Origin of the sequence: Paractinoplanes ovalisporus, assembly GCF_016834655.1 — a bacterium.
GTDB classification, from domain to species: Bacteria; Actinomycetota; Actinomycetes; order Mycobacteriales; family Micromonosporaceae; genus Actinoplanes; species Actinoplanes ovalisporus.
On the sequence record NZ_JAENHP010000028.1, the window covers coordinates 111,248 to 128,944 of the forward strand.

Sequence of the window (17,697 nt, forward strand, 5' to 3'; positions counted from 1 at the left end):
TTGTACGGTTATTGACCGTGAGCAGCCGACATGTCGCCGCAGCCGCGGTCGCCGCCGGGGGCATCGTCCTGACCTGGCGCAAGCTCGCCCACCGGCGCGACCGCCGCCGTGTGGAGCGCTACATCCACCTCGCCGCGATCCTCGAGGACACCGCGGCGCCCGCCTTCGTGAAGACGCTCGACGGCTGCTACCAGATCGTCAGCCCCGCGTACGAGAAGCTGCACGGTTTGCGCGACGCGGCCGGCCACTACGACCACGAGGTGCACCCGCCCGAGCGGATGGCCGAGATCTCCCGCCACGACCGCGACGTGCTCAGCGGCAACGGCCCGGTCGCGTACGAGGAGGAGTTCGACGGCCGCTGGTATGTCACCACCCTGCACGCGCTGCGCGACGGGCGCGGCCGCACGTACGCGATCTTCGGGGCCGGCGTCGACGTGACCCAGCTGCGCCTGGCCGAGAGCAAGTTCCGCAGCCTGCTCGACGCCTCCCCCGAGGCCATGGTGTGCGTGAACAGCGACGGCCACATCGTGCACGCCAACAGCCGGGCGGTCGAGCTGTTCCGCTACCCGCGCGACGAGATGATCGGCGCCGCGATCGAGACGCTCGTGCCCGGGGCGAGCCGCAAGATCCACGTACAGCATCGGAACCGGTATTTCTCGACGCCGTCGGCGCGTCCGATGGGTGAGGGCATGCTGCTCACCGCCCAGCGCAAGGACGGCAGCGAGTTCCCGGTCGACGTGAGCCTGTCCCCCGTGCAGGCCGAGGGCAAGACGATGGTGCTGGCCGCCATCCAGGACGTCACGGGCCGCCGCCTGCTGCAGCACACCAACGCCCGGCTGGCCGCGATCGTCGAGTCGTCCAACGACGCCATCGTGAGCAAGGCCCTGGACGGCACGATCGAGACGTGGAACTCGGGCGCCGAGCGGCTCTACGGCTACAAGGCGGCCGAGATGATCGGCCACGACGTCACCCGGCTGCTGCCGCCGGACCGGCTCGACGAGGAGAAAGACCTGCTCAACCGGGTCAACCAGGGCGAGACACTGCCGCAGCACGAGACCCGCCGGATGCGCAAGGACGGCCAGATCATCGAGGTCTCGCTGAGCATGGCGCCGATGCGCGACGACGACGGGCGCATCATCGGCGCCTCCACGGTCGCGCACGACATCACCGCCCGCGTGTCGGCCGAGAAACGGCTGCGGGTCGAACGCGAGCAACTTCAGATGATCATGGCGGCGGCCGCCGACCCGTTCTTCACGATGGGCCCGGACGGCGTGATCCGCGAGTGGAACCGCCGGGCCGAGCAGGTCTTCGGCTGGCCGCGCGACGAGATCCTGGGCCGCGACGTCACCGAGACGGTGCTGCCCGGCCGCTATCGGGCGGCGCTGGGCCGCTTCCTCGACGGCGAGTGGGACTGGCTGCTGAACCGGCCGACCGAGATGGCCGCCCGGCGCCACGACGGGCGCGAGATGCCGATCGAGCTGACCATGTGGCGCATCCGGCACGACGGCGCCGCCCACCTGCACGCGTTCGCGCGCGACATCAGCACCCGGCTCGAGACCGAGCAGGCGCTGGCCCAGGCCCGGGACCAGGCCCTCGAGACGGCCCGGCTCAAGTCGCAGTTCCTGGCTTCGATGAGCCACGAGATCCGTACGCCCATGAACGGGGTCATCGGCCTCACCAGCCTGCTGCTCGGATCCACCCTCGACGAACAGCAGCGCCGGTACGCCGAGGGGATCAGCACCGCCGGTTCCGCGCTGCTGTCGGTCATCAACGACGTGCTCGACTTCTCGAAACTGGAAGCCGGCAAGGTGCTGCTCGACGACACCAACTTCAAGCTGCGGCGGCTCGTCGACGACGTGGTGTCGCTGGTGGTGCCGCCCGGCACGTCCAGTTCGGTGTCGGTCGCCGGCGAATGCGACCCGCGCCTGCCCGCGACCGTCAGCGGCGACGTGGCCAAGCTGCGCCAGGTGCTGCTCAACCTGGCCGGAAACGCGATCAAATTCACCGCGTACGGGCGGGTCTCGATCTCGGTCATTCCGGACCCGAGCCCGACGGCGGGGCCCGATGCGGTTCCCGTACGGTTCGAGGTGCGCGACACAGGCATCGGGATCGACCAGCACGAGCAGGAGAAACTGTTCGAACCGTTCACGCAGGCCGACGCCGGCACCACACGCCGTTTCGGCGGCACCGGCCTGGGCCTGGCCATCTCGCGCGACCTGGTCGAGCTGATGGGCGGCCACATCGGCGTGCACAGCGAACCCGGGCAGGGCAGCACGTTCTGGTTCACCGTCCCGCTGCGGGCCGCGCGCGAAGGGGCGAGCCTGTCGGAGAGCCACGCCCTGGACGGGCTGCGCGTGCTCATCGTCGACCAGGACGAGACCGACCGGGCCGTGCTCACCGACCAGCTGGCGGCGTGGTCGATGCAGGCCACCGGGGTCGAGACGGGCAAGGAGGCGTACGACATCCTGCGGGACGCCGCCGCCACCGGGCGCCCGATCGACCTGGTCATCCACGACGGCGTCTTCCCCGGGGTCCCGGACGGCACGCCCGAACCTCGCACGATCCTGCTGACCGACGAGGACCAGCCGGACGCCTTCACCAAGCCGCTGCGGCAGTCCCAGCTCTACGACGCGCTCGTCGGGGTGCTGGCCGCCGAGTCGGAAAGGGCGCCCGCGCCCACGCCCGCGCCGACCGGCAGCGGACACGTGCTGCTGGTCGAGGACAACGACATCAACCGCACGGTGGCGCTGGGCATCCTGGCCACCCTGGGCTACAGCGCCGACATCGCCACCAACGGCCGCGAGGCGGTACGGATGGCGGCCGAACGCCCGTACCAGCTCATCTTCATGGACTGCCTGATGCCCGAGATGGACGGTTACGCGGCCACGGCCGAGATCCGCCGCCGGGAAGGCGCCGACCGGCACGTCCCGATCATCGCGCTCACCGCGAGCGCCCTGGCCGAGGACCGGGCCCGCTGCCTGCAGGCGGGCATGGACGAACACATCGCCAAGCCGCTCGTGCCGGCCGACGTGGCGGCCGCGCTGGCCAAGTGGGCCCGGCCGTCGGTCGTCACCCAGATCGAGGAACGCCTCGACCAGTTGCGAGGCCCCGACCCGGCCGAGAGCGCCCCCGTGATCGAACGCCTGCTGCGCACGATGGTCGACCGCATCCCCGGCCACGTCGAGAAGATCAGCCAGGCCCTGGCCCTGGACGACGCCCCCACACTGCGCAACGAGGCCCACCAGCTGAAAGGCATCATGGCCAACATCGGAGCCGCCGACTGCGCCGACGCTTGCGGCCGCCTGGAGGAGGAGGCCCGCGTGAGCGACCTCGACGCGGCGGTGGACGCGCTGGCCGCGCTGCGCCCGTGCCTGGACGCCGTCCGCGAGGCCGTCGACATCATCCTGCGAGCCCCCGCCGAGACAGCCCAGCTTTAGGAACCAGCTCCTCCGATCCTCCCGGAATGTCTCACCGTTTCCTCTTGCGGCACCAATCGTTCGGCCAGTGACCCTTTCGCCATCGCTGAGGTTGAATGGGTGACTGCTCGACGAGGGGAACGGATTCCGATCATGCGGCGCAGGCTGAGGGCCGGTTTGGTCGTCGCAACCGTGCTTACCGTCCTTGCGTCCGCCGTTGCGGCTGTGGCGGTCAACATCGCAACCGGCTCGGAGTCGCCGCTATGGCTGCCCGAATTTGTCCGGGCACATCCCGTTCTGCTCCTCGCCATATCGACGGCCATGGTGATCGTCGTAGCGCTGATGAATTGGAGCTGGCAGCGCCGCTACGAGGAGGAACTCGACTCCACCGTGCCCGCTGCTCAGATGCGCGAGTCCTGGGTGGTGGATCGCCCGACCGAGGTGGACGCGGTGGTGCGGGCTTTACGCCGTCGACGCGGCACCTCCACTGTTGGCGTCACCACGGCCCTACACGGAGCGGGCGGGTTCGGCAAGACGACGCTGGCCCGCATGGTCAGGTCGGACCGCCGCGTGCTCCGCCGGTTCGACCGCCGCATCTACTGGGTCACGCTGGGCCGCGATGTGCTGAGCGACGCGCTTGTGGAGAAGGTGAACGACCTCGTCCGGCAGATCGCCCCGTCGAAGGCCTACCCGTTCACCGACGTCCGTCAGGCGGCAGACCACCTCGCGGCCGTGCTGGCTGAAGGACCGCCGAGGCTGATCGTTCTGGACGACATCTGGTTCGAGGAACAGCTGGCGGCGTTCCCTGTCGCGGGGCAGTGCGTGCGCCTGGTAACGACCCGAACCGCCTCGCTGGTCGCGTCTTCGAGCTTGACCGTCCGGGTTGATCAGATGTCGACGGCACAGGCACGTGTTCTCCTGACCGGCGATCTCCCCGAACTCCCCTCCGCCACGGTCGAGGCTCTGATCCAGGAGACGGGTCACTGGCCGTTGCTCCTGCGGCTGGTCAACAAGATCCTTCTCGACCAGTACAGATTCGACACGGATGTCGCCGCCGCGGCCGAGCAGTTGCTGGCACGTCTCCGGCACGGTGGCGCGTTGCAGGTCGACAGCATGACCGGCGCCACGTCCGGACAGTTGGATCTCAACGACCCCGACCAACGCCAGAACGCCGTCGTCGCCACGATCGAGGCCAGCACCGGGCTTCTCAGCACTACCGAACGGCGACGATTCGCCGAATTGGCGATCTTCGCTGAAGACACGTCGATCGAGGTCGGGTTGGCCGCCAAGCTCTGGGAGGTCACGGGTGGACTTGACGCGACGGAAATTCGCCTGCTCTGCAGCCGCTTGGCGGGACTTTCTCTCATCACCTTGACAGCCACCGAGCACGGTGGCGAGATCGCGGTGCACGACGTCGTTCGCGACTACCTCCGCCACCAGCTAGGAGTGGGAGAACTACGAGAGCTGCACGAAGTTTTCCTCCAGGCGATCGCGCGCAACTACTTCCCCCGCCCCACCGACGACGACACGAAGCCGGTCACACCCTGGTGGAATCTGCCGGCGGGCGCCATCTACCTGAAAGACAACCTGGTTGAGCACCTGATCTCCGCGGGCCGTCTTCCGGAGGCGGAGATCTTGGCGACCGACATCCGTTGGCTGGAGGTCCGGCTCGAGCAGGCCGGCACGAACGCGCCCATCTCGGACCTGAGGCGGGTCGGCACGCCTAGAGCCAAGGCGCTGATGCAGTCGTTCGACGAGGCTCAGTACTCGCTCGGCCAGGCCACCTCGGCCGGCCGGCCCACAACGTTCTACAGCTTCGTCCAGCAGACGCAAGCCGAGACGGCGACCGGGCCCGTGAACGCGGCCGAGGCCGAGGACGTCGCCGTCCTGCTGCGCTGGGCCCGGGCCGGCGACCTGACCAGGCTCCGGTCGGCCGCGCGAGCGCACTTCGACGCGGCAGAACGGCACGCGAGAGCCCGCAGGACGTTCGATGAGCGCCGGAGCCGTTTCGCCGCCCTGATTGCCCTGGCCCTGCAAACGCGTCCCGAGAGCGCCGAGTCCGCGCGGGATCTTTCGCTGGTCGCCCTTCACGAGATTCACGGCGGAGATCCCAGTGAGGACGAGATCAGCGCCGCCGTTCTGGCCTACCTAGGACCCGATTCGGCCGCGGTCGGGCCCGCGGTGCGATCCCACGTGTCCCAGACCGGGCCGGGCGGGCTCGAGCAACTCATTCCTCTCCTCGCGGTCAGCCGGGCCGCGGCACGAATCGTCATCGGGGTCGTGGTGAACGACCCGGATCTCGCGCCGGTCGCCACCCGCTATCTGGGCCGCGGGCGAGGCAACCCGGAGGACGACTACGAGCGCTGGTCCGCGGTCATCGAAAGGTGGCGCCGAGATCGCCGGAAGCTGTTCTTCCAGCTGCGTACGCTCGCATATCTGGACGGTGAAGCGGCGTCCCTTCAGGAGGCCGAGGATCGCCTTATGGACCATCGAGCGGGTGCCCCCGCAGCGGCGGATCTGCCCGGTCTCACCGAGGCGGTCCGCGCGCTCCGAGCGGCGTCGACCGTACGCCGGTTCACCGAGCGCGACGCGGCCCTGCGTAAGGCTGTACGACTGGCGGAGGCCGTCGCGGCCGAGATTCGCAGCGCGCCGACCGAGCTCGGCGTGGTGGTGGCCCACCCGGCAGCCGTGTGCATCGAGAGGGTCGCGCGGGAACTTCGCGACGAGCTGATCGCCGCACACCCGCCCAAGCCCGAGATCACGGCCGCTCTTACCTCTGCGCGCATACGGGACAACGTGATCTCGGTTCAGGTCCGCGTCAGCAACGCCGAGGACGAAGCGCCGCTCGAAGCGGCGTCCATGACCATCACCCCGGTACCCGGCATCTTCACCGCCTCGGCCGAGATCGCCGACCTCAGCGGCCCGTTGCACGGTGGCGATTCCGAAACAGTGATCGTCGAACTGGAGGTCTCCGACGGCGAAGCCCTGCCCCAGACCGTTGATCTCGACGTCGCTCTCACCCATCGGGCGCCCGTCGACGTCGAACCCCAGATCCTGCGGTTCCGGCTGTCCCTGCCGGTCGACCACGCGTTCGACCCCATCGCACCAAACCCGTTCACCGACGGCGCCCTAGGTCGCCCGGTGGACAATCCCCACATGTTCTACGGACGGGATGACATGGTCACGCGGATCAGGGAGCGCCTGCGGACGGCAAGGTCACCGGGCGCGGGAATCGCCATCTTCGGAGAGAAACGCACGGGGAAGTCATCGATCCGCATCCATCTGCGCCGCCGTCTGGCGGAGGAGGACGCCCTTCCGGTGGTGGACGTCGGGAATCTGGGTGAACTTGCACCGCAGGAGGACACCAGGACCGACCGGAACCTGCTCGGAGCGCTGCTGTGGCGGATCCTGGACAACGCCGAGCAGGCCGACGCCGGGATCATCCCGCCCGGCTTCGACCGGCAGACCCTGATCGCCAGCCCAGATCCGGTGCAGGACTTTGGTCGGGTGGTCGAGGAGCACCGCCGGAGCCGGCCGGGCCGCCGCCCGTGGATCGTCATGATCGACGAGTTCCAGTACCTGGAGGAGTGGATCCGGCGGGGGCTGATCCCGGCCTCGCTCCTGAAGGCGTTCAAGGCCATCGTCGAGCGCCGCCTCTTCCACCTCGTCCTGGTCGGGCAGTCCGAGATGGAACAGCTCGTCAAGACGGATCCGAACACGTTCGGTGTCTTCGGGCTGGAACGCGTCACATACCTCGCAGAGAAGGACGCTCAGGCGCTGATCGAGAAGCCCGTCCCACTGCCGGATGGTGGGAGCCGCTATCACGGACTGGCCGTCAGCGAGATCATTCGCCTCACCGGAGGCAACCCTTTCTACATTCAACGGCTCTGCTCGGCCATGGTGAGTTACATGAACGTCGAACGCGCCGGTGTGGTCACCGAGGCTGACGTCGCCCGCGTCGTCGACGACCTGCTGGCCAGGCTGACCGCCGCCGACTTCGACAATCTCGAAGCACCGGGCGACAACGCTCCCGCTCATCGTCTGGTCACCGCGGTGGACACCGCCTCCGGCCGGTCCTCCGCTCCACTGTCCGAGGTCGAACTGGCGTACGGCGGGAAGGTCCCGGAGGCCCTTCTGAACGATCTGGTCTCCCGGGACGTCGTCCGCCGGGAATCCGGCATGTACCGCGTGACGGTCGGACTCTATGCGCTGTGGCTGCGGCGATACGCAGAATCCTTCGAGAGGACATGATGCCTCGTAACCCGTTCCGTGATCGCGGGATGCCGGTCGTCGGCGACAACTTCGTCGGCCGCTCGGCCCTGACGCGCAAGGTCACCGAGGTGTGGCAGGGAACCGGACGCCCGGGAAATCTCAGCGTCATCGGCTACCGCCGGGCCGGCAAGACGAGCCTGATCCGGCATGGGCTGAGCCTGATGGACCGATCGGACCTCGCGGTGGTCCAGGTCAGCGTCATCGGCTACGCGTCGGTCTTCGAGGTCTTCCACGCGGTTGCGAGCCAATTGGCTGAGCAGTTGACCGACGTCCCCGATCTGGTCCCGTTGGTGGAGCGGGTGGGCGCGGCGCGGGAGTGGTACGACCTCGAGAACGCGGTCTCGTCCCTGTTCAAGGAGGTCGGCCGGCACGGGCGCTTCGCGCTCCTGGTCTTCGAGGAGTTCGATCGGGCGCCGCTGGTGCTGGTTCGGCTGGCCGCCTTCCAACTCCTCCGGTCGCTGGCCAGCGAACCGGACTACCCGGTGGGCCTGATCACCGTGTCCCGTCGGCCCGTCATCGACATCGAGACCGATGCCGCGGGTGGGTCGCGGCTCGACGGCGTCCTCGGCGAGAAGTGCTATGTCGGCACGTTCACGCCCGACGAGGCCCGGCGTCTGATCGCTCGGTCGCTGCCCGTTGTCGATCTCTCGGCCGTGTCCGACGAGATCATCCGGCTGACCGGCCGACAGCCCTACCTGCTCCACACGCTGTGCAGCCGCATCGTCGACGACTACCTGGAGACCGGCGTCGTTGACGTCGTGGCCTCCTACGACGCCGAAACACTGAGCTTCCACGAGTACTTCGAGCGCCTGCTGGACGACATCGAAGCCGAATCCCCCGACCGTGGAAGGGCGGCCCTGCTCGACGTAGTGCAGCAGGTCGCCGATTCGCCGCACCGTCTGGAAATTCGGAAGCTGTCCAACCTGGGCGTCGTCGAGCCGGCCGATGGAGGCTTCCACCTCTTCAGCGACGGATTCGCGGCCTTCCTGACGGACTCACCGGCGCTCCCGCCCGACCTGGCCCTTGAGGCCACCCCCGACGAGCCGCGGGTGGCCCTGGTGGTGGCCACCGAGTGGAAGTCCCGTCACGGCGGGCTCAGCACACTGAACCGCCACCTGTGCCTCGGCCTGGCCGCGCAGCAGGTCGAGGTCTACTGCATGGTTCTCGCCGCGACCGACGACGAGGTCTCCGAGGCGAAGAAGGCCGGCGTCCACCTGCTCCGCCGCCCGGCGGTCGAGGGCGCCCCCGAGCTGAACAGCCTTCTCCGGCGCCCCGAATTGCCCGAAGGAGTGACGCCGAGCCTGGTCATCGGGCACGGCCGGGTGACCGGATCGGCCGCCCTGGTCCAGGCGGAGGACCACTTCCCCGGTTCACGGCGACTGCATTTCGTCCACATGGCGCCGGACGAGATCGAATTCCACAAGCTCGACCGGACAGACGACGTCGCCGAGACCGCGGAGGCCCGGACTCGCATCGAACTGAAGCTCGGCCGCAGCGCGGAGCGTGTGGTGGCGGTCGGCCCCCGGTTGCACGGCCGATACCAGAACTACCTGTCCGACCATGACGACCACGAGCCGATCCGCTTCGACCCCGGGTTCGATCTGACCGATCCACGCGTTCGCCGGCCACCAGCCGGAACGCCGATGACCGTGCTGACGACGGGCCGCATGGAGGACTCGTCACTCAAGGGCCTCGACATCGCGGCCGGCGCGTGCGGGCTGGTCGCTGGGTGGCGGCATGAGCGCGGCCTGCGTGAGATCGAACTGGTCGTGCGCGGAGTTCCGGTCGGTGCCGCCGACAAGACCCTGGCCATGCTGAAGGACTGGGCCGCCAACCTGCGTCTCTCGGTGGTGCCGCGGAACTACACGCCCGACAGTGAGCTCCTTGCCGAAGACCTCCAGAGATCAAGTCTGTTCATCATGCCGTCGCGAGCCGAGGGTTTCGGTCTGGTCGGCCTCGAGGCCATCGTCGCGGGCACACCGGTCCTGATCTCGGAGAAGAGCGGCCTCGGCGAGCTGCTGAAGGCACTGCTGGGCGGCGAGCGCGCAGCGCACTGGGTCGTTCCCATGTTCGGCGAGCCGGTGAAGGACACCGAGACCTGGGCGCGGTCGATCGAACACGTCCTCGCTGACCAGCAGTCCGCCTTCACCCGGGCCGAGGAGCTGCGACGCGAGCTGGCCGACAACCTGAGCTGGGCCAAGGCGTCCGTAGCGTTGCTGACCGAGGTCGGTTTTTAGAGCGACCTCAGGCCGTACGGGAAAGGTGGTTGGACATTGCCGTCACCAGGCGCTCGCGGGCGTCTGGAGCGGGCTGCGTACGGTGGTGGCCCAGCCGAACAGCAGGCCCGTCACGGCCACGACGCCGCTGCCGACGGTGTCAGCTCAGTCGCACTGCTCGCCCTCGTAGGTCAGCTCGTTGATCGAACCGCCCCACTTGAGGCACGCGTCGGCGCCGTCGGCGGTCACCTTGGCGAACTGGTCGTAGTCGCCGCCGTCGTTGACCCGGCTCTGGCCCTCGTATTCGAGGAACGCCGTCATCGGCACGTTGCGGCCGTTGCTGGTGAGCCGGACCGTGACGACGCAGCTCTGGTCGTTGTCGTCGTTGTGGAGCAGCACCACGCGGCCCTTGGCCACGTTGGCGTCGTTGCGCAGCGCCTTCTGCTCGACGACCTTGAAGCCGTCGCCGCAGACCTGTTTCGAGTCGGGCGCCTTGACCTGGGTCTCGGTCGGCGAGGCCTCGCCGGTCGGGTCGGCCGGGGCCTCGGTGGTGGAGGTCGGTTTGGGAGCCTTCGTACGCGTTTTGGTGGGCTTGGTGGTGGGCTCGGTGGTCTCGTCACCGCCGGCGATCGTGTCGTCGCCGCTGAGGCCGGCACCGTTGGTGACCCCCGGGTCGTCATTGGTCGGGATCATGGCCACGGCGACGCCGCCTACGCCCATCACGACAGCGACCACGGCAGCGATGAGCAGCCAGTTCCGTTTCTTGCCGGAGCTGTTGCCTTCTCCGGCGCGCGGACCGGAACCGGTGCCGCCGCCCATCCCGCCCGACGCGCCCGGTCGCGGGACCGCGGCGGCGCCGGAAGCGGACACCGACGTGTGGAAGCCGGTCTGGGGCGTCCGGGGGACGGCCTGGGCCCGGCCCGCCTGGAAACCGCCGGCCTGGGCACTTTGCGGGATCGGCATGCGTCCCGAGGTCTGACCGGGGTTGCGTGGCCCGCCGACCTGGGCGCGGCCCGCGCTCGGGAAGCCGGCCGCCGTGTGGCCCGGGCCGCTGGGCTGGGCGCCGCGCCCGCCCGTGTTCCCGTAACCGCCCGAAGTCGCGCCGCCTGGCCCGCCCGACATCGTGCCGCCTGGGCCGCCCGGCATCGCGCCGCCTGCGAAACCGCCTGATGTGGCGCCGCCCGGCTGGCGGAAGGCGCGGGTCTGCGGCGGCGTGAGCGGCCGGGACATCGAGCCCGTGCCCGGCCGGCCCGGATTGCGGGCGGCCGCGGCCATGTCGGCGGCGCTGGCGAACCGCTGCTGCGGCTCCTTGGCCAGCGACCGCATCACGATGGCGGCCACCGGCGGGGGCACGTCGGGCGGCAGGGTGGGCAGGTCGCCGTACACCAATTGGGTCATGACCTGCAGCGGGTTGTCGCCGACGTAGGGCGGGCGCCCGGTGAGGCAGCAGTAGGCGACGGCACCGAGCGCGTACACGTCAGTGCCCGGCCCGATCGGTTTGCCCTCGGCCTGCTCGGGCGCCATGTAGTTGGCCGAGCCGAGCACGACGTTGGTGCCGGTCAGGCCGTTCGCCTGCTGGGAACGGGCGACACCGAAGTCGACCAGCACGATCGCGCCGCCGGGCCGTACGAGAAGGTTGGCCGGCTTGACGTCACGGTGCACGATGCCCGCCTCGTGCGCGACCTGCAGCGCGTCGGCCACCTGGGCGACGATGGCCATGGTCTCGCCCGGGCCGAGCCGGCCGGCCTGCTCGAGGCGCTTGGACAGCGGGATGCCCTCGACGAACTCCATCACCAGGTAGTCACCCTGGGTGGTCTCGCCGTAGTCGTAGACCTGCACGATGCCCGGGTGGCGCAGCGCGGCCATCATGCGCGCCTCGGTGCGGAACCGGGTGACGAACTGGGGGTCGTTGCGCAGGGCCGGGAGCATCACCTTGATCGCGACCTGGCGGTGCAGCATGACGTCTTCGCCACGCCAGACCTCACCCATGCCGCCGGCGGCGAGGCGTTGGGTCAGGCGGTAGCGGTCGCTGAGCATGGCTCCGGGGGCAAGCACCCGATCATGCTACTCGGGCCCGGAAAGCACCCCCGGAGGTCTGTGGACAGCCCCGAATTGTGGACAACGCCGATTCTTGTCATACCCATGGCGTAGGTTCAGCATCTCCCTGGGCGGCCCGGCACAGCCACGCCAGGACGTCATGCGCATGGAGCGGCCCGGCCTTCCGCGGGGGGACGTGGAAGGCCGGGCCGCCGAGGTGGCACCGGATGGAGGCCCGCTGGGTCAGGCTTTCGCGGCCGGCGCCGGTTCGGGGGTGGCTCCAGGGTCCTGCGGTGCGGGAACGTCGTCGTCGGCCTCGTCGAGCATCGTGGCCTCGTCGAACGGGCGCTCGCCGGCCAGCACGGCCTGCGTCTGCTCCCGGTCGATCTCGCCGGTCCAGGTGCCGATGAGGACGGTCGCGACCGCGTTGCCGGCGAAGTTGGTCAGGGCCCGCGCCTCGGACATGAAGCGGTCGATGCCGACGATCAGGCCGACGCCGTCGACCAGCTCGGGGCGGTGGCTCTGCAGGCCGCCGGCCAGGGTGGCCAGGCCGGCGCCGGTGATGCCGGCCGCACCCTTGGAGGCGATGATCATGAAGACGAGCAGCGAGATCTGTTCGCCGATGGAGAGCGGCTGGTCCAATGCTTCGGCGATGAACAGCGACGCCATCGTCAGGTAGATCGCCGTGCCGTCGAGGTTGAAGCTGTAGCCGGTCGGGACGGTGATGCCGACCACCGGCTTGCTGACGCCGAGGTGTTCCATCTTGGCGATCAGCCGGGGCAGCGCCGACTCCGACGACGAGGTCGACAGGATCAGCAGGAACTCCCGGGCCAGATACTTGAGCAGCGAGAACAGGTTGAGCCGGGTGAACAGCCAGAGGATCGCGCCGAGGATGACGAAGACGAAGATCGCGCAGGTGATATAGAAGGCGATCATGATCTGGGCCAGGCTCTTGAGCGCGTCGACGCCGGTCTCGCCGACCACCGCCGCGATGGCGCCGAACGCGCCGATCGGGGCCAGCCACATGATCATGGCCAGGATCTTGAAGACGAGCCGCTGGATGACGGTGATCGCCCGCAGCACCGGCTCGCCGCGACGGCCCATGCCCTGCACCGCGAAGCCGACCAGCAGCGCCACCAGCAGGGTCTCGAGAACCTCGCCGTCGGTCAGCGAGGAGACCAGGCTGTTGGGAATGATGCCGAGCACGAAGTCGGCCAGGCCCTCGTCGGCGGTGTCGCCCACGGCCTTCTGACCGGCGGCGGCCGCCGCGGCGTCCAGATGCAGGCCCGAACCGGGGTGGATGATGTTGCCGACGACCAGGCCGATGGCCAGGGCCGCGGTCGACATGATGAGGAAGTAGCCGAGGGCGAGGCCACCGACGCGGCCGACCTTGGCCGCCTGCCGGATCGAGCCGACGCCGAGAACAATGGTGCAGAAGATGACCGGGGCGATCATCATCTTGATCAGGTTTACGAATCCGGTGCCGATGGGCTTGAGTTCCTTGGCGACGTCCGGAGCCGCCAGGCCGACGGCGATGCCGGCCAGGACCGCGACGATCACCGCCAGGTAGAGGTAGTGCGTTCTGTCCCGCCGGACGCGCGGGGTGGGGCTCTGGGTCTCCATGACGCAGACTGTGTCGTGCGTCTCACCTTGAACGCGACCTTGCGTTCATTCTGTTTACTGCGGAGAACCGGACCGGAAACATGCCGATGACAAGACGCTGGAGCATCGCGCGCCAGCTGTTCGTCCTCCAGGTGCTGGTGGTGACCGTGCTGGTGGCGATCGGCACAGCGGGCGCGGTGCTGCTGCTGCGCGACGACACCGAGCAGGCGGCCATCGACAACGTGGTCGGCATCGCCCAGGCGGTGGCCCACTCCCCCACGGTCATCGATGCGGTGGACGACCCGAACCCGTCGGCGGTCCTCCAGCCGTACACGGAAAGCGTACGCCTCGCCACGGGCACCAACTTCATCGTCGTGATGGCCCCGGACCGCACGCGTTTCACCCACACCACCGCCGCGCTGATCGGCAAACCCTTCATCGGGACGATCGACGGCGCGCTCCGGGGCGGCACGGTGATCGAGACGAGCGTCGGCACGCTGGGCGAATCGGTGCGCACGGTGGTCCCGGTCGAGCGCGACGGCCGGGTGATCGCGCTCGTGTCGGTCGGCATCACGACCAAGGCGCTCAACCGAAAAGTGCTTTCCCGTACGCCGGCGGTAGCCGTCCCCACCGCATTGGCGCTGCTGATCGCGGCCGCGGGTTCGTGGCTGCTCAGCCGTCGCCTGCGCCGCCAGACCCACGGACTCGGACCGGCCGAGATGACCCGGATGTACGAGTACCACGACGCGGTCCTCCACTCGGTGCGCGAAGGCCTGGTCGTAGCCGACCGCACGGGCCGGGTGACGCTGGTCAACGACGAGGGCCGCCGGCTGCTCGGCCTCACCGACGACTCCCTCGACATGCCGCCCGAGATCGGCGACCTGCTGGCCTCGAAGACACCGGTCGCCGACGAGCCGGTCCTGGCCGGTGACCGGGTGCTGGTCGCGAACCAGCGGGTGATCCGGTCCGAGGGCCAGACGGTGGGTACGGTCCTGACGCTGCGCGACCACACCGAGCTGCGTACGCTCACCGGCGAGCTGGATTCCGTACGCGGTCTCACCGAGGCGCTGCGGTCGCAGGCGCACGAGGCCGCGAACCGGCTGCACACCGTTCTGACCATGGTCGAGCTCGGCCGCACCGAGGAGGCACTGCAACTGGCCACCGCCGAACTCGCCGTGGCGCAGCAGCTCACCGACCAGGTCGTGGGCGCGGTGCGCGAGCCCGCGCTGGCCGCGCTGCTGCTGGGCAAGTCGGCCCAGGCGGCCGAGCGCGGCGTCCAGCTCGTGATCGACGAGGCGTCGCGGCTCGACGACAGCACCACCGTGCCCAGCCGCGACCTGATCACGGTGGTGGGCAACCTGGTCGACAACGCGCTCGAGGCGGTGGCCGGCACCGGGCCGCCGCGGGAGGTGACGGTGCTGGTGGTCGAGTCGGACGGGGAGGTGCTGGTGCGGGTGGGTGACACCGGGCCCGGCCTGCCCGAGGGGGCGTTTCGCCGCGGCTGGTCGACCAAGGAGCAGGGCCGCGGGCTGGGGCTGGCCCTGGTCAAGCAGGTGGCCGACCGGCACGGCGGGAGCATCGACGTGTCCGCGGGGCCGGGTGGGGGTGCGGTCATAGCCGTACGGCTTCCGGTCGCGGCATGAGCGCCATCCGGGTCCTCGTCGTCGAGGACGAACCGCTTCTGGCCGAGGCCCATGCTGCGTACGCGGGAAGGGTCGAAGGTTTTGAAGTGGCGGCCGTGGCGCACACCGCGCAACGGGCGATGGCGACGCTGCGCTCGACGCCGGTCGACCTGGTGCTGCTCGACCTCAACCTGCCCGACATGAACGGCCTCGAGCTGACCCGGGCCCTGCGCGCCTCCGGCATCGGCACCGACGTGCTGGTCGTGACCTCGGCCCGTGACCTGGCGGTGGTGCGCTCGGCGGTGTCGCTGGGGGTCACGCACTACCTGCTCAAGCCGTTCACGTTCGCCACCTTCCGCGAGAAGCTGCTCGGGTACGCCCGTTACCGTCAGCAGATGCTCGGCGTCGAACAGGTGGCCGCGCAGCACGAGATCGACCGGGCGTTCGCGGCGCTGCGCGGGACGTCGCCCGATTCATTGCCCAAGGGACTGGATCAGGGCACCCTCGATCTGATTCTCGGGGTGCTGCGGGCCGAGACCGGACCGGCTGGGCTGTCGGCGGCCGAGGTCGCGGCGCGGATGGGCGCCTCGCGGGTGACGGCCCGGCGCTACCTGGAACATCTCGCCGAGACCGGGCAGGTCGCGCGCAGCCCCCGGTACGGCGGTCCCGGACGTCCCGAGGTCGAGTACCGGCGCGTTTAGCCTCGCCGTTCCTCTGCAGTTCGCGCCTTCCCGGCCGATGACACGGGCAGGAGGGCGCGATGGACCCCACGCACGAGGCCGCTCGGCTGTTCGAGCAGGCGCAGGCCGGTCAGGCCGAGGAGGCTCTGGCCCGCGCCGACGTCTTGCTGGCCGACGGCGACCACGCCGCGGTGCATTTCGTACGGGTCCTCGCGTTCAACGTGCTGGGCGACATGCCGGCCTTCGAGGACGCGGTCGACCGCATGCTGGCGTCCGACCCCTCCCCCGGATGGCGGGCGGCCGCGCTCGCCACCCGCGCCGGAACCAGGTCGCGGGTCGGTGAGGCGCACACCGCCGACTACGATCTCGACGGCGCGCTGCGTGACCTGGTCACGGCCGAGACCGAGGTGCTCGCCGAGACGGAACCGGTGGCCGCCGTGAACGCCCGGGTCGCGATCGCCATCGCCTTCTTCGAGCTGCGGCTCTACGAGCTGGTCGGACCCCACTACGAGGCCGCGTACGCGCTGAGCTCGGCCCCCGGGCCGGCCAACGGGAACCGCGCGATGTGGCTGATCAACCTGGCCGAGCTGCATCTGGTGTGGGCGCTGGAGCTCTACCAGGTCGGTCAGGGCGCGGCCGCCGAGAGCCACACGGCCGAGGCCGAGGCCTTCGGGAAACGGGCGGCCGAGGAGTCGGACGGGCCCGACGCCGAGGTGTGGCGGGAGTACGCGCTGCTGGCGGCGGCCAGCGCCAAGGCCGACCGGCACGATCCGGTGTCGGCCGCCACCGAGATCACACACTTCCTGGAGCGGTTGCAGGCCCGGGGGTTGAGCCCGTTGCTGCTCGCGTTCGCCGGGCCGTTCCACGCCGTGGCGCTGCGCCGGACGGGACTCCCCGAGGCGGCGCTGGCCGTGATCGAACGGGCCATCGCGACGTTGCCGGCCGACACGGGCGTGGTGCTGACGGCCGCCCACCACCACACCCATGCGGTGCTGCTGGCGCGGCAGGGGTCGGCGGCGGCCGCGGCCGGGCTCGCGTACGGGGAAAAGCTTGCGGCGGCGCTGTGGCAGCAGCGCCTGCGCACGCTGAACTCGGTCGAAACCATGCGGTCGCTGGAACAGCTGCGGGTGGCGGCGTGGATCGATCCGCTCACCGGCGTGGCGAACCGCCGCGCGTTCGACTCGGCGGTGCGGCGTTTCCAGACCGGAGCCGACAACTGGGCGACGGTGCTGGTGATCGACACCGACAAGTTCAAGCAGATCAACGACACGTCCGGTCACGCCGCGGGCGATGCGGCGCTGCGGGCGATCGCGCAGGAGCTGAGTTCCCTCGTACGGGCGGACGACGTCGTGGCCCGGCTCGGCGGGGACGAGTTCGCCGTGCTGCTGCCCGGTGTCGGCAACGCGCTGGCCCGCGAGGTGGCGCAGCGGATGGTCCGGGCCGTGCGGGCAATTCCGGACTGCCCGGCCACACTGAGCATCGGGGTGGCCGGCGGTCCCGCGTCGTCGTTGCCGGCCGTGGTCGACCAGGCCGACGCCGCCATGTACCGAGCCAAACGCCGCGGCGGCGACGGGGTCGAGGTGGTGCCGGCCGGCCCCCAGTCCGTGGCGGCCTGACTTCTGGCCCTCATTTCGCCACCACGGCCACTCCACCTCATCGCGCCACCAGACCGCCAGCTCCCCTCTGGCCGCCTGACCTCATCGCGCCACCACGGCCAGCCGTCGTCCCGCCACCACAACCACCCGACCTCGTCGCGCCACCACGGCCAGCCGTCGTCTCGCCACCACGACCGCCCGGCCTCAGCGCGCCACCACAGCCACCCGTCGCCCCGCCACCACAACCACCCCACCTC

At 69.9% G+C, this 17,697-nt stretch carries 8 protein-coding genes; 6 read left to right on the plus strand and 2 right to left on the minus strand.

Annotated features, from left to right (window positions below; translation table 11 throughout):
• Positions 1-17 precede the first annotated feature (17 nt).
• The 3 genes from JIG36_RS45635 (at position 18) to JIG36_RS45645 (ending at position 9,925) form a co-directional block, all read left to right on the plus strand.
• Positions 18-3,437, plus strand: a complete 3,420-nt coding sequence (locus JIG36_RS45635; protein WP_203383156.1) for a PAS domain S-box protein — start codon at positions 18-20, stop codon at positions 3,435-3,437.
• Positions 3,438-3,569: 132 nt separating this feature from the next.
• Positions 3,570-7,667: an NB-ARC domain-containing protein gene (locus tag JIG36_RS45640; protein ID WP_203383157.1), complete on the plus strand. Its 4,098-nt coding sequence runs from the start codon at positions 3,570-3,572 to the stop codon at positions 7,665-7,667.
• Positions 7,664-9,925, plus strand: a complete 2,262-nt coding sequence (locus JIG36_RS45645) for a glycosyltransferase (protein ID WP_236049623.1) — start codon at positions 7,664-7,666, stop codon at positions 9,923-9,925. Before JIG36_RS45640 ends, JIG36_RS45645 begins: the two co-directional genes overlap by 4 nt.
• 144 nt (positions 9,926-10,069) lie before the next feature.
• Here JIG36_RS45645 and JIG36_RS45650 read toward each other — a convergent pair whose 3' ends face one another.
• Both JIG36_RS45650 and JIG36_RS45655 read right to left on the minus strand, forming a co-directional pair.
• A complete protein-coding gene (locus tag JIG36_RS45650) occupies positions 10,070-11,959 on the minus strand; it encodes a serine/threonine-protein kinase (RefSeq protein ID WP_307873179.1) in 1,890 nt (629 codons plus the stop codon).
• Between the two features lie 225 nt (positions 11,960-12,184).
• Positions 12,185-13,564, minus strand: coding sequence for a cation:dicarboxylate symporter family transporter (locus JIG36_RS45655; protein WP_203383159.1), 1,380 nt, complete (start codon positions 13,562-13,564; stop codon positions 12,185-12,187).
• A gap of 86 nt (positions 13,565-13,650) precedes the next feature.
• Between JIG36_RS45655 and JIG36_RS45660 the strand changes: the two genes are divergently transcribed.
• The 3 genes from JIG36_RS45660 to JIG36_RS45670 are packed head-to-tail and all read left to right on the plus strand — an operon-like array spanning position 13,651 to position 17,461.
• A complete protein-coding gene (locus JIG36_RS45660; protein WP_203383160.1) occupies positions 13,651-15,186 on the plus strand; it encodes a sensor histidine kinase in 1,536 nt (511 codons plus the stop codon).
• Positions 15,183-15,866 (plus strand): response regulator, encoded by a 684-nt coding sequence (locus JIG36_RS45665; RefSeq protein WP_203383161.1) that lies wholly within the window; start codon positions 15,183-15,185, stop codon positions 15,864-15,866. The genes JIG36_RS45660 and JIG36_RS45665 overlap by 4 nt, the downstream gene beginning before the upstream one ends.
• 59 nt (positions 15,867-15,925) lie before the next feature.
• The gene (locus tag JIG36_RS45670) at positions 15,926-17,461 is read left to right on the plus strand and encodes a GGDEF domain-containing protein (protein ID WP_203383162.1); all 1,536 of its coding nucleotides are present in this window, start codon (positions 15,926-15,928) and stop codon (positions 17,459-17,461) included.
• The last annotated feature ends 236 nt before the right edge of the window (positions 17,462-17,697 follow it).